At 67.2% G+C, this 25771-nt stretch carries 29 protein-coding genes; 12 read left to right on the forward strand and 17 right to left on the reverse strand.

Annotated elements, in window-relative coordinates:
- Nucleotides 1-6 precede the first annotated feature (6 nt).
- The 3 genes from ygfZ (at nucleotide 7) to AC3WL8_RS14685 (ending at nucleotide 2228) form a co-directional block, all read left to right on the forward strand.
- Nucleotides 7-1023: a CAF17-like 4Fe-4S cluster assembly/insertion protein YgfZ gene (ygfZ, locus tag AC3WL8_RS14675; RefSeq protein ID WP_492378380.1), complete on the forward strand. Its 1017-nt coding sequence runs from the start codon at nucleotides 7-9 to the stop codon at nucleotides 1021-1023.
- A 17-nt stretch (nucleotides 1024-1040) separates the two neighbouring features.
- Complete coding sequence (locus tag AC3WL8_RS14680; RefSeq protein WP_013956564.1) at nucleotides 1041-1331, forward strand: DUF4936 family protein; 291 nt, start codon at nucleotides 1041-1043, stop codon at nucleotides 1329-1331.
- Between the two features lie 69 nt (nucleotides 1332-1400).
- Nucleotides 1401-2228 (forward strand): NRDE family protein, encoded by an 828-nt coding sequence (locus AC3WL8_RS14685; RefSeq protein WP_153954819.1) that lies wholly within the window; start codon nucleotides 1401-1403, stop codon nucleotides 2226-2228.
- 18 nt (nucleotides 2229-2246) lie between these two features.
- Here the strand turns inward: AC3WL8_RS14685 and AC3WL8_RS14690 are convergent, their stop codons facing one another.
- Nucleotides 2247-2675 (reverse strand): GNAT family N-acetyltransferase, encoded by a 429-nt coding sequence (locus tag AC3WL8_RS14690; RefSeq protein ID WP_013956562.1) that lies wholly within the window; start codon nucleotides 2673-2675, stop codon nucleotides 2247-2249.
- A 201-nt stretch (nucleotides 2676-2876) separates the two neighbouring features.
- Between AC3WL8_RS14690 and AC3WL8_RS14695 the strand changes: the two genes are divergently transcribed.
- From AC3WL8_RS14695 to otnI, 6 genes are all read left to right on the forward strand, one after another.
- On the forward strand, nucleotides 2877-3611 hold the full coding sequence (locus AC3WL8_RS14695) for a FadR/GntR family transcriptional regulator (RefSeq protein WP_211980990.1): 735 nt from the start codon (nucleotides 2877-2879) through the stop codon (nucleotides 3609-3611).
- Between the two features lie 55 nt (nucleotides 3612-3666).
- Complete coding sequence (gene ltnD, locus AC3WL8_RS14700) at nucleotides 3667-4560, forward strand: L-threonate dehydrogenase (protein ID WP_153954820.1); 894 nt, start codon at nucleotides 3667-3669, stop codon at nucleotides 4558-4560.
- A gap of 12 nt (nucleotides 4561-4572) precedes the next feature.
- Complete coding sequence (gene otnK, locus AC3WL8_RS14705) at nucleotides 4573-5874, forward strand: 3-oxo-tetronate kinase (RefSeq protein ID WP_013956559.1); 1302 nt, start codon at nucleotides 4573-4575, stop codon at nucleotides 5872-5874.
- Nucleotides 5871-6524, forward strand: a complete 654-nt coding sequence (gene otnC / locus AC3WL8_RS14710) for a 3-oxo-tetronate 4-phosphate decarboxylase (RefSeq protein ID WP_114130384.1) — start codon at nucleotides 5871-5873, stop codon at nucleotides 6522-6524. The genes otnK and otnC overlap by 4 nt, the downstream gene beginning before the upstream one ends.
- Before the next feature lie 129 nt (nucleotides 6525-6653).
- Nucleotides 6654-8027 (forward strand): MFS transporter, encoded by a 1374-nt coding sequence (locus AC3WL8_RS14715; RefSeq protein ID WP_013956557.1) that lies wholly within the window; start codon nucleotides 6654-6656, stop codon nucleotides 8025-8027.
- Nucleotides 8028-8094: 67 nt separating this feature from the next.
- The gene (gene otnI, locus AC3WL8_RS14720) at nucleotides 8095-8877 is read left to right on the forward strand and encodes a 2-oxo-tetronate isomerase (protein ID WP_013956556.1); all 783 of its coding nucleotides are present in this window, start codon (nucleotides 8095-8097) and stop codon (nucleotides 8875-8877) included.
- 54 nt (nucleotides 8878-8931) lie between these two features.
- Here otnI and AC3WL8_RS14725 read toward each other — a convergent pair whose 3' ends face one another.
- Nucleotides 8932-9741, reverse strand: coding sequence for an RNA-guided endonuclease InsQ/TnpB family protein (locus AC3WL8_RS14725; RefSeq protein WP_492378382.1), 810 nt, complete (start codon nucleotides 9739-9741; stop codon nucleotides 8932-8934).
- 89 nt (nucleotides 9742-9830) lie between these two features.
- On the opposite strand from AC3WL8_RS14725, the gene denD reads away from it, so the two are divergent.
- Nucleotides 9831-10805, forward strand: coding sequence for a D-erythronate dehydrogenase (denD, locus tag AC3WL8_RS14730; protein WP_153954822.1), 975 nt, complete (start codon nucleotides 9831-9833; stop codon nucleotides 10803-10805).
- Nucleotides 10806-10905: 100 nt separating this feature from the next.
- Here denD and AC3WL8_RS14735 read toward each other — a convergent pair whose 3' ends face one another.
- The 4 genes from AC3WL8_RS14735 to AC3WL8_RS14750 all read right to left on the reverse strand — a co-directional run bounded on the left by AC3WL8_RS14735 (nucleotide 10906) and on the right by AC3WL8_RS14750 (nucleotide 14149).
- The gene (locus AC3WL8_RS14735; protein ID WP_153954823.1) at nucleotides 10906-11274 is read right to left on the reverse strand and encodes an EF-hand domain-containing protein; all 369 of its coding nucleotides are present in this window, start codon (nucleotides 11272-11274) and stop codon (nucleotides 10906-10908) included.
- A 235-nt stretch (nucleotides 11275-11509) separates the two neighbouring features.
- Nucleotides 11510-11947, reverse strand: coding sequence for a YbgC/FadM family acyl-CoA thioesterase (locus AC3WL8_RS14740; protein ID WP_013956552.1), 438 nt, complete (start codon nucleotides 11945-11947; stop codon nucleotides 11510-11512).
- 115 nt (nucleotides 11948-12062) lie between these two features.
- Complete coding sequence (locus AC3WL8_RS14745; RefSeq protein ID WP_013956551.1) at nucleotides 12063-13046, reverse strand: tripartite tricarboxylate transporter substrate binding protein; 984 nt, start codon at nucleotides 13044-13046, stop codon at nucleotides 12063-12065.
- An 80-nt stretch (nucleotides 13047-13126) separates the two neighbouring features.
- A complete protein-coding gene (locus tag AC3WL8_RS14750; protein WP_013956550.1) occupies nucleotides 13127-14149 on the reverse strand; it encodes an alpha/beta hydrolase in 1023 nt (340 codons plus the stop codon).
- Between the two features lie 334 nt (nucleotides 14150-14483).
- On the opposite strand from AC3WL8_RS14750, the gene gbd reads away from it, so the two are divergent.
- Together gbd and AC3WL8_RS14760 are read left to right on the forward strand one after the other, a co-directional pair.
- Nucleotides 14484-15632 carry a 4-hydroxybutyrate dehydrogenase gene (gene gbd, locus AC3WL8_RS14755; protein WP_013956549.1) on the forward strand — a complete coding sequence of 383 codons (1149 nt, stop codon included), beginning with the start codon at nucleotides 14484-14486 and terminating at the stop codon, nucleotides 15630-15632.
- A 77-nt stretch (nucleotides 15633-15709) separates the two neighbouring features.
- Entirely contained in the window at nucleotides 15710-16231 is a 522-nt protein-coding gene (locus AC3WL8_RS14760) for an O-acetyl-ADP-ribose deacetylase (protein WP_013956548.1), read from the forward strand.
- 41 nt (nucleotides 16232-16272) lie between these two features.
- Here the strand turns inward: AC3WL8_RS14760 and AC3WL8_RS14765 are convergent, their stop codons facing one another.
- From AC3WL8_RS14765 to AC3WL8_RS14815, 11 genes are all read right to left on the reverse strand, one after another.
- Nucleotides 16273-16815: a hypothetical protein gene (locus tag AC3WL8_RS14765; RefSeq protein WP_228772500.1), complete on the reverse strand. Its 543-nt coding sequence runs from the start codon at nucleotides 16813-16815 to the stop codon at nucleotides 16273-16275.
- On the reverse strand, nucleotides 16773-17045 hold the full coding sequence (locus AC3WL8_RS14770; RefSeq protein WP_228772497.1) for a hypothetical protein: 273 nt from the start codon (nucleotides 17043-17045) through the stop codon (nucleotides 16773-16775). Before AC3WL8_RS14770 ends, AC3WL8_RS14765 begins: the two co-directional genes overlap by 43 nt.
- On the reverse strand, nucleotides 17042-17254 hold the full coding sequence (locus tag AC3WL8_RS14775) for a GntR family transcriptional regulator (protein ID WP_228772498.1): 213 nt from the start codon (nucleotides 17252-17254) through the stop codon (nucleotides 17042-17044). Before AC3WL8_RS14775 ends, AC3WL8_RS14770 begins: the two co-directional genes overlap by 4 nt.
- A 252-nt stretch (nucleotides 17255-17506) precedes the next feature.
- A complete protein-coding gene (locus AC3WL8_RS14780) occupies nucleotides 17507-18457 on the reverse strand; it encodes an alpha/beta fold hydrolase (RefSeq protein ID WP_153954824.1) in 951 nt (316 codons plus the stop codon).
- Between the two features lie 34 nt (nucleotides 18458-18491).
- Nucleotides 18492-19394, reverse strand: a complete 903-nt coding sequence (locus AC3WL8_RS14785) for an SDR family oxidoreductase (RefSeq protein ID WP_013956544.1) — start codon at nucleotides 19392-19394, stop codon at nucleotides 18492-18494.
- A gap of 60 nt (nucleotides 19395-19454) precedes the next feature.
- A complete protein-coding gene (locus tag AC3WL8_RS14790) occupies nucleotides 19455-20390 on the reverse strand; it encodes a glutathione S-transferase family protein (protein ID WP_153954825.1) in 936 nt (311 codons plus the stop codon).
- Nucleotides 20391-20430: 40 nt separating this feature from the next.
- Nucleotides 20431-21279, reverse strand: coding sequence for a class II aldolase/adducin family protein (locus AC3WL8_RS14795; RefSeq protein WP_153954826.1), 849 nt, complete (start codon nucleotides 21277-21279; stop codon nucleotides 20431-20433).
- 77 nt (nucleotides 21280-21356) lie between these two features.
- The gene (locus tag AC3WL8_RS14800; protein WP_013956541.1) at nucleotides 21357-22367 is read right to left on the reverse strand and encodes an NADP-dependent oxidoreductase; all 1011 of its coding nucleotides are present in this window, start codon (nucleotides 22365-22367) and stop codon (nucleotides 21357-21359) included.
- Nucleotides 22368-22460: 93 nt separating this feature from the next.
- Nucleotides 22461-22898, reverse strand: a complete 438-nt coding sequence (locus tag AC3WL8_RS14805) for a PaaI family thioesterase (protein WP_013956540.1) — start codon at nucleotides 22896-22898, stop codon at nucleotides 22461-22463.
- A 127-nt stretch (nucleotides 22899-23025) separates the two neighbouring features.
- Entirely contained in the window at nucleotides 23026-23808 is a 783-nt protein-coding gene (locus tag AC3WL8_RS14810; RefSeq protein WP_013956539.1) for an SDR family oxidoreductase, read from the reverse strand.
- Between the two features lie 46 nt (nucleotides 23809-23854).
- Nucleotides 23855-25717 (reverse strand): acyl-CoA dehydrogenase, encoded by a 1863-nt coding sequence (locus tag AC3WL8_RS14815; protein ID WP_153954827.1) that lies wholly within the window; start codon nucleotides 25715-25717, stop codon nucleotides 23855-23857.
- Nucleotides 25718-25771: the final 54 nt, after the last annotated feature.

Consider the following 25771-nt stretch of genomic DNA (forward strand, 5'->3'; position numbering starts at 1 on the left):
CACGCAATGTCAGTGATGAATGCCCAAGCCCAGGAACTCGCCGCAAACCTTGAAGCTTTGAGCGGCAGCGGCATCGTCTGCAGCCCGGCCGGGCTCGGCCTGGTCCGCGTGGCCGGCGACGATGCCGGCAGCTTCCTGCACACCCAGCTGACCAATGCGGTCGAAGACCTGAAGGCCGGCGCGGCCCGCCTGGCCGGCTACTGCTCGCCCAAGGGGCGGCTGCTCGCCACCTTCCTGATGTGGTGCGATGCCGAAGGCATCGTGCTGCAGCTGTCGGCCGACATCCAGGCCCCGGTGCAGAAGCGCCTGTCGATGTTCGTGCTGCGCGCCAAGGCCAGGCTGTCCGACATCACCCCCACCCATGCTGTCCTCGGCCTCGCCGGGGCGGGCGCGGCCAAGGCCCTGGCCGCAGCCGGCCTGCCCGCGCCGGAGGTCGCCTTTGCCGTCGCCGAAGCCGACGGCGTCACCGTGATCCGCCTGCCGGATGGCGCCGGCCAGCCGCGCTGGCAGCTGGTGCTGCCGGCCGAGCGGGCCGAGGCGGTGCGCGCGGCGCTTGCCGCCTCGCTGCAGGATGCGTCGCCCGCGCTGTGGGACTGGCTGGAAGTGCAGTCGGGCCTGCCGCGCATCGTCGCGGCCACGCAAGAGCAGTTCGTGCCGCAGATGATCAATTTCGAACTGGTAGGCGGCGTCAATTTCCGCAAGGGCTGCTATCCCGGCCAGGAAATCGTGGCGCGCAGCCAGTACCGCGGCACGCTCAAGCGCCGCATGTGGCTGGTGCAGGGCGAAGGCGAAGTGCCGGCACCGGCGGCTGAAATCTATCGTCCGGAAGATCCGGGCCAGCCGTGCGGCATGATCGTCAATGCCGCGCCGGCACCCCAGGGCGGATGGGCCGGCCTGGCCGAGCTGAAGATCGATGCCGCCGCCAGCGCGCTGCGCCTGGGCAGCGCCGAGGGCGCAGCGGTGGCCACCGCCGCCCTGCCCTACGAGGTGCCGCTGGGCGAGGCCGCCCAGGCCGCTGGCTGAACCCACAGGGACCTGCCATGAGCGATCACCTCTACGTCTATTTCCGCGTCCCGGAAGCCGTCGCCGCCGAGGCGCTACCGCACTGGCACCGCTGGATGGAGACGGTCGCCGAAGCAACCGGAATTGGTGGTACGCTGATGCGCAGGCCGGAAACCCGCGCCGGCGTGCAGACCTGGATGGAATGCTACGCCGACGTGCCGCCTGCTTTCGATGCCACGCTGGAAGGCCTGTGGCGGCAGAGCGGGCTGGACCAATGGGTGGATGGCGAGCGGCGGGCCGAGCACTTTGTGGACCTGGACGTGCTATAGACGTCTGCCGTTGGACTGAAGTACGCCGGGTGCCACTGCAGCAACCCCGGCGGCAAAGGAAGCAAAGCGATGTGTCTGATCCTGGTTGCCTGGCAATCCCACCCGGACTATGCCCTGGTCGTCGCCGGCAACCGCGATGAATTCTATGTCCGCCCCGCGGCGGCCGCGCACTGGTGGCAGGATGCACCGCAGGTGCTGGCTGGGCGCGACCTGGCGGAAGTCATCGGCGAGCCTGGCACCTGGATGGGCGTCAACGCCGACGGCCGCTTCGCCGCACTGACCAACTACCGCGCCCCGTCCGAAAAACGCACCGACGCGCGCTCGCGCGGCGAGCTGGTGGCCGGCTTCCTGCGCGGCCATACGGCCCCGTTCGATTACCTGGACGGCCTCGCCGGCGAAGACGGCTGCTACAACGGCTTCAACCTGCTGGCGAGCGACCTGCGTGAACTCTGGTGGTACAGCAACCGCTCCGCCTCGCGCCAGCCGCAACGGCTGCGCCCGGGGCTGTACGGCCTGTCCAACGCCCTGCTCGACACGCCCTGGCCCAAGGTGCGCAGCCGCGTGGGCGCGCTGGCCGAGGTGCTGGCCGCCGACAGCGGCCAGGCCAACGCCAGCGCCGAGCCCTACCTGCAAATGCTCGCCGACGCGCGCCAGGCGGCGGATTTCGAACTGCCAGCCACGGGCGTGGCGCCGGAATGGGAAAAGCTGCTGTCGTCGGCATTCATCCGCTCGCCGCTGTACGGCACGCGCGCCAGCACGGTGCTGCGCGTGCGCCACGATGGCCGTTTCGACCTGAGCGAGCGCAGCTTCGACGCCGACGGGCGCATCGGCGACGTCAACTTCCACGGCAAGCTGAACCTGCAACGCGACACCGGCATCGTGCCCGCGCCACGCTGAAGCACGGATTCCCGGCGTTCAGCCGGCCAGCCGCTTGCGCATCTCCACGTGCGGGATGCCCGCCTCTTCGAATTCCGGCCCCACCTGAGCAAAGCCCACGCGCGCATAGAACGGCGCCGCGTGCGTCTGCGCATTGAGTACCAGTTCCGGGTAGCCAAGCGCCTCAGCCTTGCGCATCAGCGCATCCAGCACCAGTGCGCCGACGCCGGTGCCGCGCGCGGACTTCAGCACCGCCATGCGCCCGATATGGCCATCTGGCAGCAGCCGTCCGGTGGCGACCGGCGTGCCATCCTCGGCCAGCGCCAGCGCGTGCCAGCTCGGCTCGTCCCATTCATCCCATTCCAGCTCCACCGGCACGCCCTGCTCTTCGACGAAGACGGTGTAGCGGATGGCGCGCGCGCGTTCGCGGGCTTCGGACCAGGGGCAGATCAGGACGGTGACGGGCATGGCGGTGCAATCAGGCTGGTTGAATGGCAGCGCCCGAAATCCGGGCGGGCGCTCATCATACGCCAGTGGTGCGGGGCGCGCATATTGCACCAAAGTGGACCAAAGACGACATCTTCCGCACCAGATTAGGGTTTGCCCGGGGAGGCATCCCTTTAGCAAATTTGTATGATGACCTTATTACCCAATGACCCGGAGACTTCCGTGTTCCAGAAAGTCCCAGCCCGCGCCCTGACCGACAACGTCGCCGAACAGTTGCTGGACAAGATCCAGAGCGGCGCCTTTGCCCGCGGCGCCAAGCTGCCGACCGAGGCGGTGCTGTCCGAGGAATTCGGCGTCAGCCGCACCGTGGTGCGCGAAGCCATCTCCCGGCTCAAGTACGAAGGCGTGGTGGAGTCGCGCCAGGGCAGCGGCGTGTTCGTGACGCTACAGGCCGGCATCCGGCCGCTGCGCATCGACTACACCGAAACCGGCACGCTGGAATCGGTGCTGCAGATCGTCGAGTTGCGCCGCGCGATCGAGGCCGAGGTGGCCGCGCAGGCCGCCCGCCGCCGCACCGATGCGTCGATGGCAGCCATCGACGCCGCGCTGGCCCGGCTCGACGAAGAGGTAGCGCAAGGCGGCGACGGCGTGACCGAAGACGTGGCCTTCCACCGTGCCATCGCCGAGGCCACCGGCAACCCGTATTTCCTGAAGACGCTGGCCTTCCTCAGCCAGTACCTGGAAGCGGCCACGCGCGTGACCCGGACCAACGAGGCGCGCCGCGCGGACTTTTCGCGCCAGGTGCGTGAAGAACACCAGGCCATCGTCGCCGCCATCCGCGCAGGCGACCCGCTGGCCGCCCGCAATGCCGCGCAGAACCATATGTACAACGCCGCGCACCGGCTGGCCCAGCTGGGTGCCGACGAGAGCGGCGAAGCGCACGGCGCCACCAACTGACGCGCGCGCAAGCCCGAACCATCGAATTATCCGTATCTGTTTCAGGAGTCCCTTCATGTCCAGGAATATCGGCGTCATCGGCCTTGGTGCCATGGGCTTTGGTGTCGCGCAGTCGCTGCTGCGTGCCGGCTTCAACGTGCACGCGTGCGACCTGCGCCCCGAAGTGCTGCAGCGCTTTGCCGATGCCGGCGGTGTGCCGTGCGCCTCGCCCGCCGAGCTGGGCAGCCGTTGCGACGTGGTGCTGACGCTGGTGGTCAACGCGCAGCAGACCGAGGCCGTGCTGTTCGGCGCCAACGGTGCCGCGGCCGCGATGGAGCCGGGCAAGCTGGTGATCGCCAGCGCCACCGTGCCGCCGGGCTTTGCCCAGGCGCTGGGCCGCCGGCTGGCGGAACAGGGCCTGCTGATGCTGGACGCACCGGTCTCCGGCGGCGCAGCGCGCGCCGCCAGCGGCGAAATGACCATGATGACCTCCGGCCCGGCCGAAGCCTACTCGCTGGCCGAGGACGTGCTGGCCGCCATCGCCGGCAAGGTGTACCGCCTGGGCGCCGCGCACGGCGCGGGCTCCAAGGTCAAGATCATCAACCAGCTGCTGGCCGGCGTGCATATCGCCGCGGCCGCCGAGGCGATGGCACTGGGCCTGCGCGAAGGCGTGGACCCGGATGCGCTCTATGACGTGATCACGCACAGCGCGGGCAACTCGTGGATGTTCGAGAACCGCGTGCCCCATATCCTGAAGGGCGACTACACGCCGCTGTCAGCGGTCGACATCTTCGTCAAGGACCTGGGCATGGTGCTCGACACCGCGCGCCACAGCAAATTCCCGCTGCCGCTGTCGGCGGCCGCGCACCAGATGTTCATGATGGCTTCCACCGCCGGCCATGGCGGCGAGGACGACTCGGCCGTGATCAAGATCTTCCCGGGCATCGAACTGCCGGGCAAGGCCGAATAAGAGGGGCGCACGATGACCGCAGGCACCCTCGCCCATCGCCCGCTTTTGGGCTGCATCGCCGACGATTTCACCGGCGCCACCGACCTCGCCAACACGCTGGTGCGCAATGGCATGCGCACCGTGCAGACCATCGGCCTGCCCGACGTGGGCGCCGTGCAGGACATTGGCGAAGCCGATGCGCTGGTGGTGGCGCTCAAGTCCCGCACCATCCCGGCCGTCGAGGCCGTGGCCCAGTCGCTGGCCGCGCTGCAATGGCTGCGCGCGCAGGGCTGCCGCCAGTTTGTCTTCAAGTACTGCTCCACCTTCGACTCAACCGATGCCGGCAATATCGGCCCGGTGGCCGAAGCGCTGCTGGCGGCGCTGGACAGCGATTTCACCATCGCCTGCCCGGCCTTTCCCGAGAACGGCCGCACCATCTTCCGCGGCCACCTGTTCGTGGGCGACGTGCTGCTCAATGAATCGGGCATGGAGCACCATCCGCTGACGCCGATGACCGATGCCAGCCTGGTGCGCGTGCTGCAGCGCCAGAGCAAGAGCAAGGTCGGCCTGCTGCGCTACGACGCGGTGGCACGCGGCGCGCAGGCCACGGCCGAGCGTATCGCCGCGCTGCGCAGCGACGGCGTGCGGCTGGCGATAGCCGACGCGGTATCCGACGCGGACCTGTTTACGCTGGGCGAAGCCTGCGCCAACCTGCCGCTGATTACCGGCGGCTCCGGCATCGCGCTGGGACTGCCCGGGAATTTCCGCCGCGCCGGCCTGCTGCCGCAGCGCGGTGACGCCGCTTCGGTGCCTGCCATCGACGGCCCGGGCGTGGTGCTGGCCGGCAGCGCCTCGCGCGCGACCAATGGCCAGGTGGCACGCTGGCTGGAACAAGGCCGCCCGGCGCTGCGCATCGACCCGCTCGCGCTGGCGCGCGGCGAAGCCGTGGCCGACTCGGCGCTGGCCTTTGCTGCCGCGCATGACGAACCTGTGCTGATCTACGCCACCTCCAGCCCCGATGAAGTCAAGGCCGTGCAGGCCGAACTGGGCGTTGAGCGCGCAGGACACCTGGTCGAGCAGTGCCTGGCCACGGTTGCCGCCGGGCTGCTGGCACGCGGTACGCGCCGCTTCGTCGTGGCCGGCGGCGAAACCTCCGGCGCGGTGGTGCAGGCGCTGGGCGTGCGCGCCTTGCGTATCGGCGCGCAGATTGCACCGGGCGTGCCGGCCACCGTCACGCTGGATGCAAAGCCGCTGGCGCTGGCGCTCAAGTCGGGCAACTTCGGCGGCCCGGACTTCTTTGACGAGGCGCTGCGCCAGCTTGGAGGCCAGTCGTGAGTACGGAAAACCAGCTGCGCGAAGAGATCTGCCGCATCGGCGCCAGCCTGTACCAGCGCGGCTATACCGTGGGCTCGGCCGGCAATATCAGCGCGCGGCTGGACGACGGCTGGCTGATCACGCCGACCGATGCCTGCCTGGGCATGATGGACCCGGCCGCGGTTGCCAAGGTGGCCACTGATGGCAGCTGGGTCTCCGGCGACAAGCCGTCCAAGACGCTGACGCTGCATCGCGCGATCTACGACAACAACCCCGGGGCGCACGCCGTGGTGCATACGCACTCGACGCACCTCGTGGCCCTGACGCTGGCTGGTGTCTGGCAACCGGACGACGTACTGCCGCCGCTCACGCCGTATTACGTGATGAAGGTCGGCCATATCCCGCTGATTCCCTACCATCGCCCCGGCGATCCGGCCGTGGCCGCGCGCGTGGCCACGCTGGCCGCGCAGGTGCGTGGCGTGCTGCTGGAGCGCCTTGGCCCGGTGGTGTGGGAATCCAGCGTCTCGCGCGCCGCGTTCGCGCTGGAAGAACTGGAGGAGACCGCCAAGCTATGGATGACGATGAAAGACACGCCGGGCTTCGCCGCCCGCGCGGCGCTGCCCGACGGCGCACTGGCTGAGTTGCGCGACGCCTTCCAGGCGCGCTGGTAACAACCGCTTTTCCCCGATAAACGACGGCTTCACCCGGCGCGGTTGCCTAGCGGCCACCGTGCGGGGGACGCGCATGCCTGCATTCCGCGCGCCGCCGCATTAGACCCACCACCATACCCGGAGACCACCGTGAATCCAAACCAACCGGCGGCGAGCGTGCCCGCCCTTGACAGCCTGGGCGGCAACGCCCGGCTGGACACCGAAGCCCAGATCGAAAAACGCGCCTACAGCAAGGTGTTCTGGCGTGTCATGCCGTTCCTGATGCTGTGCTACGTGGTCGCCTACCTCGACCGCGTCAACGTCGGCTTCGCCAAGCTGCAGATGGGCCAGGACCTGGCCTTCTCCGAGACCGTGTTCGGCCTCGGCGCCGGCCTGTTCTTTATCGGCTACTTCCTGTTCGAGGTGCCCAGCAACCTGCTGATGCACCGCATCGGCGCGCGCATCTGGATCGCGCGCATCATGATCACCTGGGGCATCATCTCGGCGCTGTTCCTGTTCGTGAAGACGCCGACCCAGTTCTACACGATGCGATTCCTGCTCGGCCTGGCCGAAGCGGGCTTCTACCCCGGCGTGATCCTGTACCTGACCTACTGGTTCCCGGCCAACCGCCGCGGCAAGATGATCGCGCTGTTCATGTCGGGCATCCCGATTGCAGGCATGTTCGGCAACCCGCTGTCGGGCTGGATCATGGATGCCTTCAACGGCGTGCACGATATGCGTGGCTGGCAATGGATGTTCCTGATCGAGGCGCTGCCCGCGTTCGTGATCGGCGTGGTGACGATCTTCGTGCTGCGCGACGGCATCGACAAGGCACCGTGGCTCGACGCCGATGAAAAGCGCGTGCTCAAGCGCAATATCGAGGAAGACCAGCGCAACGCCCTTAACGCCGCCACCGCCGCCGGCAAGTCCCACGGCCACTCGCTGGGCGCGGTGTTCTCCGACCGCCGCGTGTGGTGGATGTGCCTGATCTACTTCTGCTTCGTCACCGGCCAATACGCTCTGACCTTCTGGATGCCCACGCTGGTGAAGGCCAGCGGCGTGACCGGCAACCTGAACATCGGCCTGCTGTCGGCGATCCCCTTCATCTGCGCCGTGGTCGTGATGAACATCCTGGGCCACAGCGCCGACGCCCGCCGCGAGCGCCGCTGGCACCTGATCGTGCCGGCGCTGATGGGTGCCTTGGGCTTTGCCATTGCTGCCTCGTTCACCAACAATACAACGGTGGCCATCGCCGCACTGTCGCTGGCCGCTGCCGGGGTGCTGACCTGCGCGCCTCTGTTCTGGTCGCTGCCGACCTCGTTCCTGTCGGGCATTGCCGCCGCTTCTGGTATTGCCGTGGTGAATTCGGTCGGCAACCTGGCCGGCTTCGTGTCGCCGTACATGGTCGGCGCGCTGAAGGACATGACGCACAGTACGCAGCTGCCCATGTACGTGCTGTCCGCGATCCTGGTCGTCGGCGCCGTGCTGGTGTGGCTGACGCCCGCTAAACTGGTCAACCGTTGATCCTGGCCGGCCCGCTTTCGACCTAGCCTCGATCGGGCCGGTTCCGTACTACCGCTTTGGAGTTCCCATGCCGCGCTTCGCCGCAAATCTCTCGATGATGTACAACGAGCACGCTTTCCTGGACCGCTTCGCCGCTGCCGCGGCGGACGGCTTCCGGGCGGTGGAGTACCTGTTCCCCTACGAGCACGCCGCCACCGAGCTGCGCGCGCGCCTGGACGCGAACGGTCTCACGCAGGCGCTGTTCAACGCCCCGCCGGGCGACTGGGCAGCCGGTGAGCGCGGCTTGGCTGCGCTGCCGGGGCGCGAGGCGGAGTTCCGCGACGCCGTCGGCCGCGCATTGGAATACGCTGGCGTGATCGGCAATGACCGCGTGCACGTGATGGCGGGGCTAGTGCCGGCCGGTGCCGACCGCGCCCGCCACCGCGCCGCCTACCTGGAGAATGTGGCCTTCGCCGCCAAGGCCGCTGCCGCACAGGGCATCACCATCGTGCTCGAACCGATCAACACGCGCGACATGCCAGGCTACTTCCTGAACCGCCAGGACGATGCGCAGGCAATCTGCAAGGAGATCGGCGCGGCCAACCTGAAGGTGCAGTTCGACTGCTATCACTGCCAGATCGTCGAGGGTGATATCGCGATGAAACTGAAGCGCGACATGTCCGGCATTGGCCATATCCAGATCGCCGGCGTGCCCGAGCGCCATGAACCGGACCTGGGCGAACTGAACTACCCCTATCTGTTCGAGGTCATCGACGGGCTCGGCTACGAAGGCTGGATCGGCTGCGAATATCGCCCCCGCGCCGGCACTTCCGAGGGCCTGGGCTGGCTCAAGCCTTACCTCGGCCGCTGATCCTTCGCGCAAACCCAAAGAACAAATCCTTCCTGCCTTGACATTCTCCCCTCCCTAAAGGGAGGAGATTCCCTCTGCAGGCGATCGATGTCCCGATCGGGCAAGGATATTTAACGCAGCGTTCACATCGCGATCATGTACGGCACCGCATTCACTGCATACCCACTGCCTTATTCCGAGGTCTGCGATACCTTTCGGCCTCCCCGGCGGCATCGCGTCGCACGAAGAACAAACCTGGGTGGTGAAACGTTCGTCGACTTCCTCATACCACGCGCCATGCGCAATCGCCTTGTACGCGAGCATTGTGCGGAAGGTCGACCAGCCCGCATCGAGGACGGACTTCGCCATGCTGGTTTTGGCGAGGCCGGCGGCGTTCACATGCCCCTCCGCGATGTAGTCAAAGTCTCGCACGATGCGACGCGAGAGCTTGTGCAGGAAGTCACGCCTTGCGTTGGTGATGCGGGCGTGAAGGTTCGTTGCCTGTCGCCGCTTGCGCGCTCGCTGCGCTTTGGCCAGCGCTTGCTCGAGTCGGCCAAGGTGGCGCGGATTCTCGACCTTCTCGCCGGTGGACAGCGTGGCAATGTCCTTAAAGCCCAGATCGATGCCGATGCCGCGTTCCGGGCAGCGGGCCTGGGTGTCGGCAACTTCAATCACGATGTTCAGGAACCCGGAATGGATGCGCAGTTCCTTGCTGCTGCCGGTGGTCAACACGTTCAGATCGAAACCCGTGGGCCATTTCTTGCCCCACTTGAGTGCGTGCTTCTGCGTGTCGTTGCAGAAGTTCCAGACGTAGTTCACCGCGCGGCTCTGCTGATTGAGCAGGCCGTTCAGCGACTTCACCCGGCAGCGATAGACCAGAAGCATGCCGGTCATTCTAATATGGGATTGCTTGCTGCCGGCAGCACTCCTTTCACTCCCCGCCCTGAAGGGCGAGGTTTCTCGGAGCAAGTCTGATGAACGTACTGATTACCGGCGGCGCCGGCTTCCTCGGCCTGCAACTCGCCCGCCTGCTGCTGCAACGCGGCACCCTGAACCTGGACGGCCAGCCCGTCGCCATCGACCGCCTGACGCTGCTCGACGTGGTAGCGCCGCAAGGCCTGGACGATGCGCGCGTGCGCGTGGTGACGGGCGACCTGTCCGACCCGGCCGTGCTGCGCCAGGCCATCGACAAGGACACCGGCGCCGTGTTCCACCTGGCGGCCGTGGTCAGCGGCCAGGCCGAGGCGGATTTCGATCTCGGCATGCGCGTCAACCTGGACGCCTCGCGCGCGCTGCTGGAAACCTGCCGTGAGCTGGGCCACCAGCCGCGCGTGCTGTTCACCAGCTCGGTCGCGGTCTACGGCGGCCAGTTGCCGCCGGTGGTGCAGGACGACACCGCGCTGAGCCCGCAATCGTCGTACGGCGTGCAGAAGGCCATCGGCGAGCTGCTGCTGTCGGACTACAGCCGCCGCGGCTTTGTCGACGGCCGCGTGCTTCGGCTGCCCACCATCAGCGTGCGCCCGGGCAAGCCCAATGCGGCGGCCTCGTCGTTCGCCAGCGGCATCATCCGCGAGCCGCTGTCGGGTGTCAGCGCCAATTGCCCGGTGGCACCGGACACGCCGCTGTGGCTGCTGTCGCCGCGCGCAGCGGTGGCGGCACTGGTCAATGGCATCGAACTGGCCGGCGAACGGCTGGGCAACCGCCGCGTGGTGAACCTGCCGGGCCTGTCGGTCACGGCTGCCGGCATGGTCGACGCCCTGCGCCGCGTGGCGGGCGATGCCGTGGCGGACCGCGTGACGTGGGAGCGCGAAGCGCGCGTGGAGAACATCGTCGGCACCTGGCCGGCGGCGTGGAATGCGGAGCGTGCGCAGTCGCTGGGGTTCCAGAGCGATGCGAGCTTTGATGAGGTGATTCGGGCTTATATGGAGGATGTGGGGCTGAGCAAGTAAAGCCAGGCCGGCTTCCTTCGCGACATACTGGCATCTCCCGCGGGCCGGCCCCCTTTCCCGTGCGCGGGAGAGGGGGCCGGGTCAAGCAGAGGCGAAGACGTCAGTTCCAGATGGGATCCTCTTTCTGCTGCTGTGCCTTGGACTTCGATGTCCAGTACGCACCGATCTGACGTTCGGTGACGTAACCCGACTTCTTGACATCGATCTTGTCAAAGTGCTTGTAGACTACCGGCGCGCCTGCCTGGGCTTCTTCGCGGCTTAGCTTCCCGTCGTGGTTGGTATCGGCAATCTTGAAACGCTCGGAGATTTTGGCCTTGGCTTCGGCGGTAGTCGATGGCGCTGGCGGAATTTGGGTGGATTCCGCGCTTTGCGGGGCTGTTGATTCCGGTTTCTGCTGGGCGCTCGCCGCCGTAAAAGCGAGCACCATCATCACTGTCAAGCCGACTGCAGGCAGCTTACGCATGGTCATTGCCGTCTCCTCATGGTTTGTGATTCGACATTGCCTTCCTAAAGAATGCTTCGGCAACGAAGATCCTCTTTGAGCACTGGCTCACACCGATTCTAGGCAAGCGATCCCTACTTACCAACATCTTTGTGTTACAGGTCGCGACAGCTGATGCAGGACACCGATAATTCTTGCTGCACCTGGAATCCGGCGGCGCGCTACCGGCAAGGCGGGCGGCGTCATTCGGTGACGCCTTGCCTCACACCGCCGGCTTCACCACCTCATACCCTTCAATCGTCTCCCTTACCTGCCCCGGAATCGCCGCCGATTTCTGCGTGGCCGGGTCCGCGCACACATAGACGATCTCACCGGTGATCAGGTGCTCGTCGCCGCGGAACATCTCCACCCGGAACAGCATGCTCGAGCGCCCCAGGCGCGACATGCGGCCGCGGATTTCCAGCTCGTCGTCAAAGCGCGCCGAGGCGTGGTATTCCAGCGTGGACTTGACCACGAAGATGTCCACGCCATGCGCGTGCAGCACGTCTTCCGGATAGCGGATGCCCAGCGCGCGCCAGTACTCGGTCACGCAGATATCGCAGTACGTCAGGTAGTGCGCGTTGAAGACGATCGACTGCGGATCGACTTCGGCCCAGCGCACGCGCAGGGGGATGCTGTGGCGGAAATCCTCTTTGGCCATCGGCTTGGTCTCCTTGTTTGTCGTGGCTTGTCAAGGCACCAGGCCGCCGGCCCGCCGGACAGGGCCGGCAGGCGCGGCGGCCTGAATCGATGATGGTGGCGGCAGGCTGATCGCGTTATTGCGCCTTGGCCAGCCCCAGCTTCTCGATGATCGCCTTTTCCTTCTTGACGGTCTCGGCCGCAAACTGCGCGTATTGCTGGCTGTTCATGTAGTACGGCTCCATGTCGAACTTGGCCAGCGATTCGCGGTAGTTCGGCATGTCCATGGCCTTCTTGAAGGCGTCATGCAGCTTCTGCACGATCTTCGGGTCGGTACCCTTGGGCGCGACCAGGCCGAACGGCGAGGTCTGCACGATGCCGATGCCCAGTTCCTTCAGCGTCGGCACGTTGGGGAAGCGCGCCGAGCGCTTCTCGCCCCAGGTCGACAGCAGGCGCAGCTTGCCCTGCTCCACATACGGTGCCCACGCCGGCGTGTCGGCCACCGACATCACGTGGCCGCCCAGCAGCGCCTGCATCGACTCGGAATTGCCCTTGTAGGGGATGTGCGAGAACTGCACGCCCTGCTTCATGGCCAGCTCTTCCATGGTCAGGTGCAGCGTGGTCATGGAGCCCGGCGAGCCGTAGGTCAGCTTGCCCGGGTTGGCCTTGGCGTAGGCGATGTACTCCTGCATCGTCTTGATCGGCGAATCGGCCGGCACCACCAGGCCGAACGAATAGCCGGCGAGGTTGATGATGTAGCTCAGGTCCTTGACCGGGTCCCAGTTGATCTTGGTGGTGTACGGCAGGCGGTAGACCGGCATGGCCACCTGGGCCAGCGTGTAGCCGTCCGGCGCGGTGGCCTGCATCATCTGCGCGGGCAGCACGCCGCCCGCGCCGGGCTTGTTCTCGACGATCACGGGCTGGCCCAGGATCTTGGAGGCGTTGTCGGCCAGCACGCGGAACGGGATATCCGTGGAGCCGCCGGCGGTGTAGCCGATCACCAGGCGGATCGGGCGCTGCGGGAACTTGTCGGCCTGTGCCTGGGCGGGCATGGCGGCAAGGCCCAGTGCCGCGGTGGCGGCGGCGATGCCCGCGCGGGCGATGAAGTGGCGGCGTTGCATTTGACTATGTCTCCTTGTGCTGCAAGTCACTGCTGAAAATGGAAGGCCGGGCCGGTGCGGCGCTGACCGCGGCTGCTGGTCTAGTTGTGCGGTGTGCCGAACGCGGCGCGCAGCGCGGCAACGGCGTCGGCATGTGCCTGCGCCACCGCCGGCACGAACCGGCCCAGCTTGAAGAAATCATGGATCATGCCGGGGTAGTCCGCCAGCGTGGCGGCCACGCCGGCGGCGCGCAGCTTCTCTGCGTAGGCCACGCCCTCGTCGTGCAGCGGGTCGTAGCCGGCCACGGCGATCCAGGCAGGGCATGTGCCGCGCACCTCGGCGCCGGTGCCGCCGCCGTCCAGCGGGGCGAAACGCCAGTCGTCGCGGCTGGCTTCCTGGTCCAGGTACTGGGCAAAGAACCAGCGGATCATGTCCGCCGTCAGCAGGTAGCCATCGGCCAGCGCGCGGTGCGACGGCGTGTCCTGGCGCGCACAGGTGCCGGGATAGATCAGCAACTGCAGCACGGGCGCCAGGCCCGTATTGCGGGCCTCCACGGCACACGCCGCGGCCAGCGTGCCGCCGGCGCTGTCGCCTCCCAGCGCGATGCGCGCCGGGTCGGCACCCAGCCGGTCGGCTTCGGCGAAGACCCAGTGCAGCACGTCGAAAGCGTCGTTGGCCGCCGTCGGGAAACGCCATTGCGGCCCGAGCCGGTAGTCCACCGACAGCACCATGCAGTCCGCCTGGCCACACAGCAGCCGGCACAGTGGATCGTGCGAATTGACGCTGCCGACCGTGAAGCCGCCGCCGTGGAAATACACCAGCAAGGGCAGCGGTTCAGTCCAGCTGGCCTCGCGCGGGGTGTAAAGCCTGACCGGAATGGCGTGGCCGTCGCACGCCGGCACCAGCAGGTCTTCCGCCATATGCACGGGCGGCGGGTTGATATCCAGGATCGGCGCGCTTTTCTCGTAGGCGATCTTGGCGTCCTCCGGCGCCATCGCGTGGATCGGCGGCCGCTTGGCGCGCGCGATCAGCTCCAGCAGCGCGGCCACCTGCGGGTCGAGCGGGCTGGACGGCAGGCCGGGCGTGGCGGGCGCATCAGGGCTGGAAGACGGTACGGCGGACATAGGGAATGACGCGGATCCGGACCCGGCGCCAGCGGCGCGCAGAAGCTCTGGCACGTCGCCCGCATCGGGAGAAGTTCGAATTGTGAACGATCGTTCGATTTTAGTATGATGCCAGATGTTCCAGGTGCCCGGCAGTACGAGATAACCCCGAAAAATCCCTGTCAGCCTGCCACGCGGCAAGTTTTTGGGCGATGATCGGCTGAAGCGATCCCGAGGGCTCCGGAAACAGCAATGCAGGCCCATTGAAACCCAAGACAGCGTGCCTGGCGAGTATCCGGTCCAGGCCCGTGCAAAAGACAATTTCGCGGCAGATCCCGGCAGGAGACAAGCAAACATGGCGTTTATCTACTATCTGACCCACATCCACCTGGATTTCGGCGCAGTAAGCCTGCTCAAGTCCGAATGCGAGCGCATCGGCATCCGCCGCCCGCTGCTGGTGACCGACAAGGGCGTGGTCGCCGCCGGCGTGGCGCAGCGTGCCGTTGATGCGATGCAGGGCCTGCAGGTTGCAGTGTTCGATGAAACCCCGTCGAACCCGACCGAGGCCATGGTGCGCAAGGCCGCCGCGCAATACCGCGAGGCCGGCTGCGACGGGCTGGTGGCGGTGGGCGGCGGCTCGTCGATCGACCTGGCCAAGGGCATCGCCATCCTGGCCACGCATGAGGGCGAGCTGACCACCTATGCCACCATCGAAGGCGGCAGCGCCAAGATCACCGACAAGGCGGCGCCGCTGATCGCGGTGCCCACCACCTCGGGCACCGGCAGCGAGGTAGCACGCGGCGCCATCATCATCCTGGACGACGGCCGCAAGCTGGGCTTCCATTCCTGGCACCTGCTGCCCAAGTCCGCAGTCTGCGACCCCGAACTGACGCTGGGGCTGCCCGCCGGGCTGACCGCGGCCACCGGCATGGATGCAATCGCGCACTGCATCGAGACCTTCCTGGCCCCCGCCTTCAACCCGCCCGCGGACGGCATTGCGCTGGATGGCCTGGAGCGCGGCTGGGGCCATATCGAGCGCGCCACCCGCGACGGCCAGGACCGCGACGCGCGCCTGAACATGATGAGCGCATCGATGCAGGGCGCAATGGCCTTTCAGAAGGGGCTGGGCTGCGTGCATTCGCTGTCGCACCCGCTGGGCGGGCTGAAGATCGACGGCCGCACCGGCCTGCACCACGGCACCCTCAATGCGGTAGTGATGCCCGCGGTGCTGCGCTTCAATGCCGACGCGCCCACGGTGGTGCGCGACGACCGCTACGCACGCCTGCGCCGCGCCATGCACCTGCCCGACGGCGCCGATATCGCGCAGGCCGTGCACGACATGACCGCGCGCCTGGGGTTGCCCACCGGGCTGCGCCAGATGGGCGTCACCGAGGACATGTTCGACAAGGTGATTGCCGGTGCGCTGGTCGATCACTGCCACAAGACCAACCCGAAAGACGCCAGCGCCGCGGATTATCGGCGTATGCTTGAGCAGTCCATGTAGCACACAGCAGCTTCCCGCCGGTCAGACCGACCAAGCGGCTGTCCGGCGGCCCTCCCCTCCACAGCGCAGGAGACAACATGAGCGGCGAGCATTTGCAGGTAGTCCATGGCGATATCACCCGGATGGAGGTCGATGCCATCGTCAACGCGGCCAATAGCGGCCTGTTGGGCGGCGGTGGCGTAGACGGGGCCATCCACGGGGCCGGCGGCTCCGCCATCAAGGAGGCCTGCCGCGCGATCCGCGACGCGCAGGGCGGCTGCCCCACCGGCGAGGCGGTGATCACCACCGGCGGCCACCTGCCGGCGCCATACGTGATCCACGCGGTCGGGCCGGTCTGGCAAGGCGGCGACCAGGGCGAGGACGAACTGCTCGCCAACGCCTACCGCAACAGCATCCGGCTGGCGGCGCAGCACCACCTGCGCAGGCTGGCCTTTCCCAATATCAGCACCGGCATCTACGCCTTCCCGCGCGAGCGCGCGGCGGACATTGCCATCGCCGCGGTGCGCGAGGCGCTGGCCGGGGCGCCGGAGATCGAGCAGGTCACCTTCGTCTGCTTCGACGACGAGAACTACCGCCTGTACCGCGAGCGGTTGTCCTGAGACGGATCGCGGGGCGTGCCCCGCGATCCGCACCGCCTGCGTCAGAACTTGTGGCGCAGGCCCACGGGCAACACCGCCTGGCTGTCATCGGCCGACGGACACACGCCGTTGATCGCGGCCACCGCGCGCTGGCCGGTGCAATCGATCCCCGATGCCTTCTGGTAGATCGCCATTCGGTGCGCCTGGAGCGTCGTTGATGCCGCAGCCCCTGGCATAGTCCGCGGCCACACGCTCATCAGCAATGCCGGCGTCACCTGGTACTTGAAGCTGGCTTCCACGTTGTTGAAGATCGCGGTGCCGTGATGCGTGGCCGGCGCTCCGGCGCAGTCGTCGGCGAGCGCCTGCACCGTTGCCATCGGCAGCACCACCGGCAACAGGCCGTTGCGCACGCAGTTGTTGTGGAAGATGGCACCGAAGCCAGGCGCGACGATGGCGCGGATGCCGAACTCCTTCAGCGTCCACACCGCATGCTCGCGCGAGGAGCCGGAGCCGAAATCGCTTCCGGCCAGCAGGATCGACGCCCCGGTGTACGCCGGCTGGTTCAGCACGAACAAGGGAGCGAGGCTGCGGTCCGTTCCCGCCAGGTAGCGCCAGCCGAGAACAGGCCCTCGGCCAGCCCGTGCTTGGAGACACGCTTCATTTCCCGCGACGGGATAATGGCGTCGGTGTCGAGGCATATCGCGCTGGCATAGGCGCCGACCACGGCGCTGGCGCCAGCCTCGTTCATCTTCTCGACTTCGGCTGCGCCGATCTCCGGCTGCGACTCGGCATCGCCCAGCACCGCTTCCAGCCTGGCGCCGCCCAGCGACTTCATGCCGCCGGCGGCGTGACGAAGGTCCTCTGCCCCGGCCGCCGGTAAATCAGCCCTTCCTTGTGCAGCTCGGCCAGCGCCCGCCGCACGGTCACGCGCGCCACCCGGTCCTGCTCCATCAGCCCGAATTCGGGCGGCAGGCCGCTCACGTCATAGACCCCGTTGAGGATTTTCTGGCGCAATACGAGGTAAATGCGGTGATAACGCAGCATCGGTGAGCTCTGGTTTCCCATGAATGGCAGTCGTTATCTTTCAAGTCTGGCGCGGCCGCTGCCTTCCCTTCGGCCAATTAATACCATTGGCATCAATTAGATATCACTAAGGGACCAGTACGAACCAATTTCGGCAAACTCGCTGGAGCATGACTGGTTCGCCGGGTGGAAGAGGAGATGGGGGGCGGCGCCGCGATGGCAATGGAAGAGGAAGAAGGCAAGACCAGCCCCCGGGGGCTGGTCTTGCCCGGATCAGGACACAGGCAGCGCGCTGCGGATCAGCAGGTTGACCCGCTCCGGCTGCTCGTGGATCACCCAGTGGGTGCCCTCGGGGATGCGTTCCACGCGCAGGTCCGGCACGAAGTCACCCAGCCCGTCCACCAGTGATTTCGGCAGCGCGCGGTCGCGCTCGCCCCAGATCACCAGCGTGGGCACCCTGACCACAAAGGCGGCCGAATCCAGGCGCGAGATGTCGGGCGGCGGCTCGCCCTCGCCCGGCGGGTGCATGGGCGAGGCGCGGTAGAAATTGACGCCGCCGGTGAGCGGATGGACGCCGGCGTCCAGGCCTTCGCCCGGCTGGGACCATGCCGCGTGGTACCTGGCGCGCGTCTCGGGCGTGTACCAGGCCGCCGGCTTGCCGTCGGCATCGGCCAGCATCCGGTCCAGCAGCGCGAAGTCGTTGGCGGCCAGTGCCTTTTCCGCGCCCGGCTTGCGCAGCCAGTTCATGTACGCGGAAGCGGCCTGCTGCTCGGGATCGGTGGCCAGCGCGCGCGCAAACAGGTACGGATGCGGCGAGTTGACGATGATGAGCTGGCGCACCAGCCGCGGGAACTGGATCGCCAGGTTCCAGCAGATCGCCCCGCCCCAGTCGTGCGCCACCACCACGGCCTGGTCATAGCCCAGCGCGCTGACCAGCTGCACCAGGTCTTCGACGATATGGCGCGGCCGGTAGGCCTCGACCTCGGCGGGCTTGCTCGACAGGTTGTAGCCGCGCAGGTCCGGCGCCACGGCAAAATGCGTGCGCCCGAACTCGGCCAGCTGGGCCTCCCATTCGAACCAGAATTCAGGAAAGCCGTGCACGAACAGCATCAGCGGCTTGCCGCGCTCGCCCGCGCTGGCGTAGTGCAGGCGGGTGCCGTTGGGCAGCGTGGCGTACTGCAGGTGGCGGATCACGGCGGCGGGGGCAGCCATGTTGTTCTCCATATGCGGTCCTCCTCGTTGTGGCGTTGTGCTGGCGTCAGCCGCGCAACGCGGCAACGAGGCCCGCGCGGACCTCGGGCTTGTCGGCAAACGGATCGCCGGGATTGCGCTGCCCGACGATATCCTCGAAGCGTTGGCGCACGGGGGCGAGCGCCTGGGGGTGGGAATAAATATAGAAGCTTTCGTCGCGGATGGCATCGAAGGTCAGCTGCGCGACCTCGGCGGCGGTCACCTTGCCGGAGCCGACGGCCTTGTCCGACAAGGCCTGCGACACCAGCTGCGAGCGCGTCGGCGGCGCCTGGTTGGCCAGGTCGGCGGGCCGGTTGCGCTGGGACTGGTTGATGCCGGTCGGCACGAAGTACGGGCACAGCACCGAGCAGCGCACCTGCTCCGTCACCAGGCCCAGGTCCTGGTATAGGGTTTCAGTCAAAGCCACCACCGCGTGCTTGGACACGTTGTACACGCCCATTGCCGGCGGGTTCAGCAAGCCCGCCATCGACGCCGTGTTGACGATATGGCCCTGGTAGGCCGGATCCTTCCCTGCCGCGGCCAGCATCAGCGGCGTGAAGATACGCACGCCGTGCACCACACCGTACAGGTTGACGCCCAGCACCCACTCCCAGTCCTTCTCGGAGTTCTCCCAGATCAGGCCGCCCGCGCCCACGCCGGCGTTATTGAACAGCAGGTTGACCTGGCCAAAGGCCTCGATGGCAGCATCGGCCAGCGCCTGCACCTGGTCGGCACGCGAGACGTCCGTGCGCAGCCCGATCACCGGCACATTGCGTGCCTTGAATTCCGCTACGGTCGCGTCCAGCGCGTCTTCCTGCACATCCGCCAGCACCAGCTTCATGCCGATGTCGGCGGCAATGTGGGCAAACTCCTTGCCGAAACCCGAGGCACCGCCGGTAATGACAGCCACCTTGTTGGAGAAATCCTTCATATCGTCTGTCCTGTTGCGTGATTCGTTTGGGGAACGACGGGCCGTGTGCCGTGCGCGCGCTCAGGCGGCGCGCTGCACCTGGTAGCCCTGCCGCGGGAAATGCACATTGAGCGCACCGGCGCGCGGGTCCTGGCGGCGCAGCGTGACGCGGCGCGCGGTTAGCGACAGCAGCACGCCGGCCACAGGGTCGCGCGCATAGTCGGTGGGCGTGACGGTGACGGGGTCGCCGGCCTGCAGGCCGGCATCGGCGATGACACCCTCATCCAGCACGACCGGATCGGCACTGCGCGCGGCGCCGAGCGCGTCCTCGCTGTCGATCACGCGCGGCCGCCCATGGCCGAAGGTGTTCATGCGCGCATACCAGGCCTGCAGGCGCGGGTAAGCCTCCAGCAGCTGCGCCAGCGCGCCGGCGCGGCGGATAAACCATAGGTTGTGGTACAGCGAGAAGTCGGCAACCGACAGCGCCGGCCCGGCCACATGCTCGATCCCGGCCGCGAACTGCGTTTCCAGTTGACCGAACGTTTCATGCAGCAGCGCGGTGGCTTCGGCCAACGGCATGCGCAGCGCATTGGTGTCGCCGCGCATGGCCTTGCGGTCGGCGCTAAAGGCCTGGACCTGCGCCGGCGACAGGTGGCCCAGCATGCTGGCAACGCCGGCTGGCTGGAACACATAGGTCACCGACGCCGTGAACAGCGCCGCATCGAACCAGGCTGCCGCGACCCGCGCCACCGCGGCCTGGGCCGGCGGATACAGCGCCGGCGTGGGCGCCAGCGCGTCCAGCACCTCGCAGATCAGCGCGGTATCGCAGTAGATATCGGCACCGACCTGCATCACCGGCGTGCGGCGGTAGCCGCCGGTCAGCGCCAGCAGGTCAGGCTTGGGCAGGATGGCGGGGATTTCCACCGCCTGCCACGCCAGTCCCTTGGCGCCCAGCAGCAGGCGGACCTTCTCGGAGAATGGCGAAGTTGCGTACTGGTGAAGAATGATGTCAGCCATGCGGTCCACCTCCATGTTTGCCAGCGGGTGCCGTGCGAATTCAGTCCAGCAGGTCCGGCTGTTCCTTGACGATGCGGGCATAGAGCGGCTGGAACTGGAACCAGCCCGCCTGCGCCGTGCCGACGATCGAATAGGCCTGGCGCGCGGCCGCATCGGAGATCAGCTTCAGCGGCGCCTGGGTGCGCGCCGCGGCGGCTTCGGCCAGCAACTGGACGTGGCAGGAGCGCTCCATGGTGATGAACCACCAGGCGGCTTCGTCCACGGTCTTGCCGACCGTCAGCAGGCCATGGTTCTGCAGGATCGCGGCCTTGTTCTGGCCCAGCGCATTGGCGATGCGCTGGCCCTCGTCGAGTTCCACCACCACGCCGCCGAAATCGTCATAGACCGCATGGTCCTGGTAGAACGCGCACACGTCCTGCGTCAGCGGATCGAGCGGGCGGCCCAGCGTGGACCACGCGCGACCATAGGTGCTGTGCGAATGCGCGGCCGCGACCGCGTCGGAGCGGGTCTGGTGCACGCGCGAATGGATGGCAAAGGCCGCGGCATTGACCGGGTAGTCACCCTCGACCACGTCGCCGTGGTGGTCACAGCGGATCAGGTTGGAGACCTTGACCTGGCTGAAATGCACGCCGAAGGGATTGACCCAGAAGGTATCGGGAAACTCCGGGTCGCGCGCGGTGATATGGCCGGCCACGCCTTCATCGAAACCGAACCTGGAAAACAGCCGGAAGGCCGCGGCCAGGCGCTGCTTGCGGTGCAGGCGCTCTTCGGCGGCGGTGGCGAACTGCGGCGGGCGCGGCAGGTTGCGGTAGCGGGCCTTGACCTCTTCGGGCAGGCCGGCGCCGATCTCGTCGTCGCTCTGGATTTGCGGGGCTTGCGGGGCATTCATCGGTGTCTCCGTTTTTTTGGTGAAATCCGTTGCCCGCGGCGCGCCCGGCAGGCGCGCCGCGGCCCTGCATGCGCCGATCAGACCAGCTTGACCAGCTGCTTGCCGAAATTCTTGCCCTTGAGCAGGCCGATAAAGGCTTCCGGCGCGCTGGCCAGGCCTTCAGCGATGCTTTCGCGGAACTTGAGCTTGCCCTGTGCGACAGCGGTGCCCAGTTCCTTCAGCGCCTGCGGCCAGACTTCCATGTGCTCGGAGACGATAAAGCCTTCGATGGTCAGGCGCGACACCAGGATCAGCTGCGGGTTCTTCAGCGGCAGCGGCTGGCCGTCATAGCCCGCGATCATGCCGCACATGGCGATGCGGCCGAAGGCGTTCATGCGCGTCAGCACGGCGTCCAGGATATCGCCGCCGACATTCTCGAAATAGCCGTCGATGCCGTCCGGGGTGGCTTCCTTGAGCATCGTGTAGAGCTCCTTGGGATCCTTGGCCGCCTTGTAGTCGATGCAGGCATCGAAGCCCAGCTCATTGACCACGTAGTCGCACTTGTCCTTGCCGCCGGCAAAGCCGACCGCGCGGCAGCCGGCCAGCTTGGCCAGCTGCCCGACCACGCTGCCCACCGCGCCGGAAGCCGCGCTGACCGCGATGGTCTTGCCCGGCTTGGGCAGGATGATCTTGTTCAGGCCGTACCAGGCGGTCACGCCCGGCATGCCGACCGAGCCTAGGTAGGCCGACAGCGGGATATGCGTGGTGTCGACTGGCTGCAGGCCGGTGCCGTCGCTGACGCCCATCTCCTGCCATCCGAACATGCCGACCACCTTGTCGCCCGGCTTGAACTTGCTGTTCTTGCTTTCCACCACTTCGCCCACGGTGCCGCCGATCATGACCTCATCGAGCGGCTGCGGCGCGGCATAGGACTTGCTGTCGTTCATGCGGCCGCGCATGTACGGGTCCAGCGACAGGTAATGGTTGCGCACCAGCACCTGGCCGTCGGCGATCTGCGGCACGGGCACTTCTTCCAGGCGGAAATTGGCCGGCGTCACCGCGCCTTCGGGACGCGAGGCCAGGACTATGCGCTTGAACGTTTTGGACATGATCGATTCCTTTCAGTAGGAATATGGAACGGCTTGAATACTGCGTCGGGAGGGACAGCCGCGCTGCCCCGTCTGCTGCATCGGTGCCGGCGCTCAGCCGTCGGCACCGGTATCGGTTTCACCCGGGCGCTGCGGCGGCATGCGCCGGATGTACTTGAAGGTGCCCGAGCCGCGCGCCACGGTCTTGCCGTCGGCATCGACGATCTCGCCTTCGCAGAACACCATGGTGGTGGTGCGGTGCACGGTGGTGCCGCGCGCGGTCAGCGCGCCGCGCCCCGGCGTCATGAAGCTGGTCTTCATCTCGATGGTGACCACGCCCCGGCCATCCGCGTCGCTGCTGCGGCCGGCCACCGCCATGGCCACGTCGAGCAGCGTCATGATCACGCCGCCGTGGGCCATGTCCCAGCTGTTCTGGTGGCGCTTCTCGATCGGCAGCGCGATCTCGCTGCGGCCGCCTTCGGCAAGGTTGCAGGTCACGCCGAGGTCGGCGAGGAAGGGAATGTGGGTCAGGGGGCCTTTGAACTGGTTCATGGCAATTGCGAGTCCGAGAATTAGGTGCCGGCGAGGCCGAGGCCTCGCGCCGGCCCCAAGTTTGAGGGCAATCCGGGATTCCGCCAAGCCGCGCCGTGCGTCATGTCCGGAATGCCCCTGGCCCGGCTCAGACCGCGCTGACGCCGCCGTCCACCGCCAAGATCTGGCCGGTGATGTGCTTGCCGGCGTCGCTGGCAAACAGCAGAGCCGCGCCCTTCAGGTCCTCGTCGTCGCCCAGGCGGTGCAGCGGCACGCCGGCGCACATCGCCTCTACGCCCATGCGCTCGAGCGAGCCCTTGGTCATCTTTGACGGGAAGAAGCCCGGCGCCAGCGCGTTGACGGTGATGTTGTGCTCGCCCCACTCGGCCGCCAGCGTGCGCGTGAAATTGACCACCGCACCCTTGGAGGTGTTGTAGGCAATGGTCTCCATGCTGCCCGGCGGGTTGCCGGCCAGGCCCGCGATCGACGCCACGTTGATGATGCGGCCATAGCGGCGCGGGATCATCGACAGCTTGCCGATGCGCTGGCTCAGCAGGAACAGGCCGCGGATGTTCAGGTTCATTACCTTGTCCCAGGCCTCGACCGGGTGGTCTTCGGCGGGTGCGCCCCAGGTGGCGCCGGCGTTGTTGACCAGGATGTCGACGTGGCCCAGTTTAGCGATGGCTTCGTCCGCCAGGCGCGCGATCTCCGACTCCTGCGAGCCGTCGGCGGCGATCCAGTCGGCCTCGATGCCGAGCGATTTCAGGTGCGCCTGCGCCGCCTGCAGCTCATCGGCCTTGCGTGCCGACAGCACCACGCGCGCGCCCTGCTCGCCGAGCGCCTCGGCAATCTGCAGGCCAAGCCCGCGCGAGCCGCCGGTGATCAGCGCGGTCTTGCCCTTCAGGTCAAATAGTTGCTGGATGGTACGCATATTGTCTTCCTTCGTTCTGTAGTGTTCGGGGATGGGCGAGCGCCGCTCAGAACCACGCGTCCTGCATGTCGAGCGTGGTGCGGTCGAGCGATTCAAGCAGCGCCAGTTGCGGGCCGACCTTGGGCAGCTCCCAGCGGAAGAAGTAAGCCGCCGCGGCCAGCTTCCCGCGGTAGAAGTCCTCGTCTTCCTTGCCGTTCGCGCGCGGCAGCGCGGCTTGCGCCAGCAGTGCCTGCTCCAGCCAGATCCACGCCACCACCACGTGCCCGAAGGCCTCCAGGTAGACCGAGGCATTGGCCAGCGTCACGTTGGGGTCGCCCGCGCTCCACAGCGCCTGCGTGACCTCGGCCAGGCGTCTGGTGGCGGCGCCGAGGGCGCCTGCCTGCTGCGACAGCTCGGCATCGCCGGCGGCCAGCGCGCCGCCGATGGTGTCCTGCACGCGCTCTCCCAGCAGCTTGAAGGCCGCGCCATCCTTCATCACCACCTTGCGGCCCAGCAGGTCCAGGCCCTGGATGCCGTGCGTGCCTTCGTGGATCGGGTTCAGGCGGTTGTCGCGGTAAAACTGCTCGACGTTGTACTCGCGTGTGTAGCCATAGCCGCCATGCACCTGGATCGCCAGGTTGTTGGCCTCCAGGCACCATTGCGACGGCCAGCTCTTGGCGATCGGGGTCAGGATGTCGAGCAGCAGCGCCAGGCGCGCATGCGCGGCCTCGTCGCCGGCGGCCGCCGCGGCCTCTTCCTCGTCGACCAGGCGCGCGCAATAGAGGTTCAGCGCCAGGCCGCCTTCGACATAGCTCTTCTGCGCCAGCAGCATGCGGCGGATATCGGCGTGCTCGACCAGCTTCACCTGCGGGCTGGCCGCATCCTTGCCGCCGGGGCCGACCGCGCGGCCTTGCGGGCGGTTGCGCGCGTAGTCCAGCGCGTGCAGGTAGCCGGTATAGCCCAGCATCACCGCGCCCAGGCCCACGCCGATGCGTGCCTCGTTCATCATGTGGAACATGCAGGCCAGGCCCTTGTGCGGCTCGCCCACCAGGTAGCCGATCGCGCCGGCCTTGCCGCCCGGCTGGTACTTCATGCCTTCGCCGAAGTTGAGCAGGCAGTTGGTGGTGCCGCGGTAGCCCATCTTGTGGTTCAGGCCGGCCAGCACCACGTCGTTGTGCTCGCCCAGCGAGCCGTCTTCGTTGACCAGGTACTTGGGCACGATGAAGAGCGAGATGCCCTTCACGCCCGGGATCAGCTTGCCGTCCGGGCCGGGGATCTTGGCCAGCACCAGGTGGACGATATTGTCCGACAGCTCGTGCTCGCCGGCCGAGATCCACATCTTGTTGCCGCGCAGCCGGTACTGCGCGCCCAGCGGCGATTCGCCCTCGTACTCGGCGCGCGTGGTGATGTCCGACAGCGAAGAGCCCGCCTGCGGCTCGGACAGGCACATGGTGCCGAAGAAGCGCCCTTCCATCTCCGGCTTGACGAAGGTCTCGACCTGCGCGGGCGTGCCGTGCGTCAGCAGCAGGTTGGCGTTGCCGATGGTCAGGAAGGGGTACGAGCTGGTGCCGACGTTGGCACCCTTGAAGTAGGCGAAGCCGGCCTTCTCGACCACCACTGGCAGCTGCATGCCGCCCAGTTCATAGTCCTGGCCGGCGGCCATCAGCCCGGCCTCGCAGAAGGCTTTCAGCGCGGTGCTGACCTCGGGGATGATGCTGACGGTCTCGCCGTCGAAATGCGGCTCTTGCTGGTCGTTCTTCTTGTTGTGCGGCGCGAACAGGTCGGTGGCGATCTTTTCGCAGGTGTCCAGCGCGGCGTCGAAGGTCTCGCGCGAGTGATCGGCATAGCGCGGGATGCGCGTGAGCTCGTCGACCTTGAGCCATTCGTACAGCACGAAGTTCAGGTCGCGGCGGGAAAGGATCATCGACATGGTGTCTCCATGCGGCGCACTGCGTGGCGCGCCGTGAATTCTTGTTGCCTTCTA

This window comes from Cupriavidus sp. FW305-F7 (assembly GCF_058782875.1).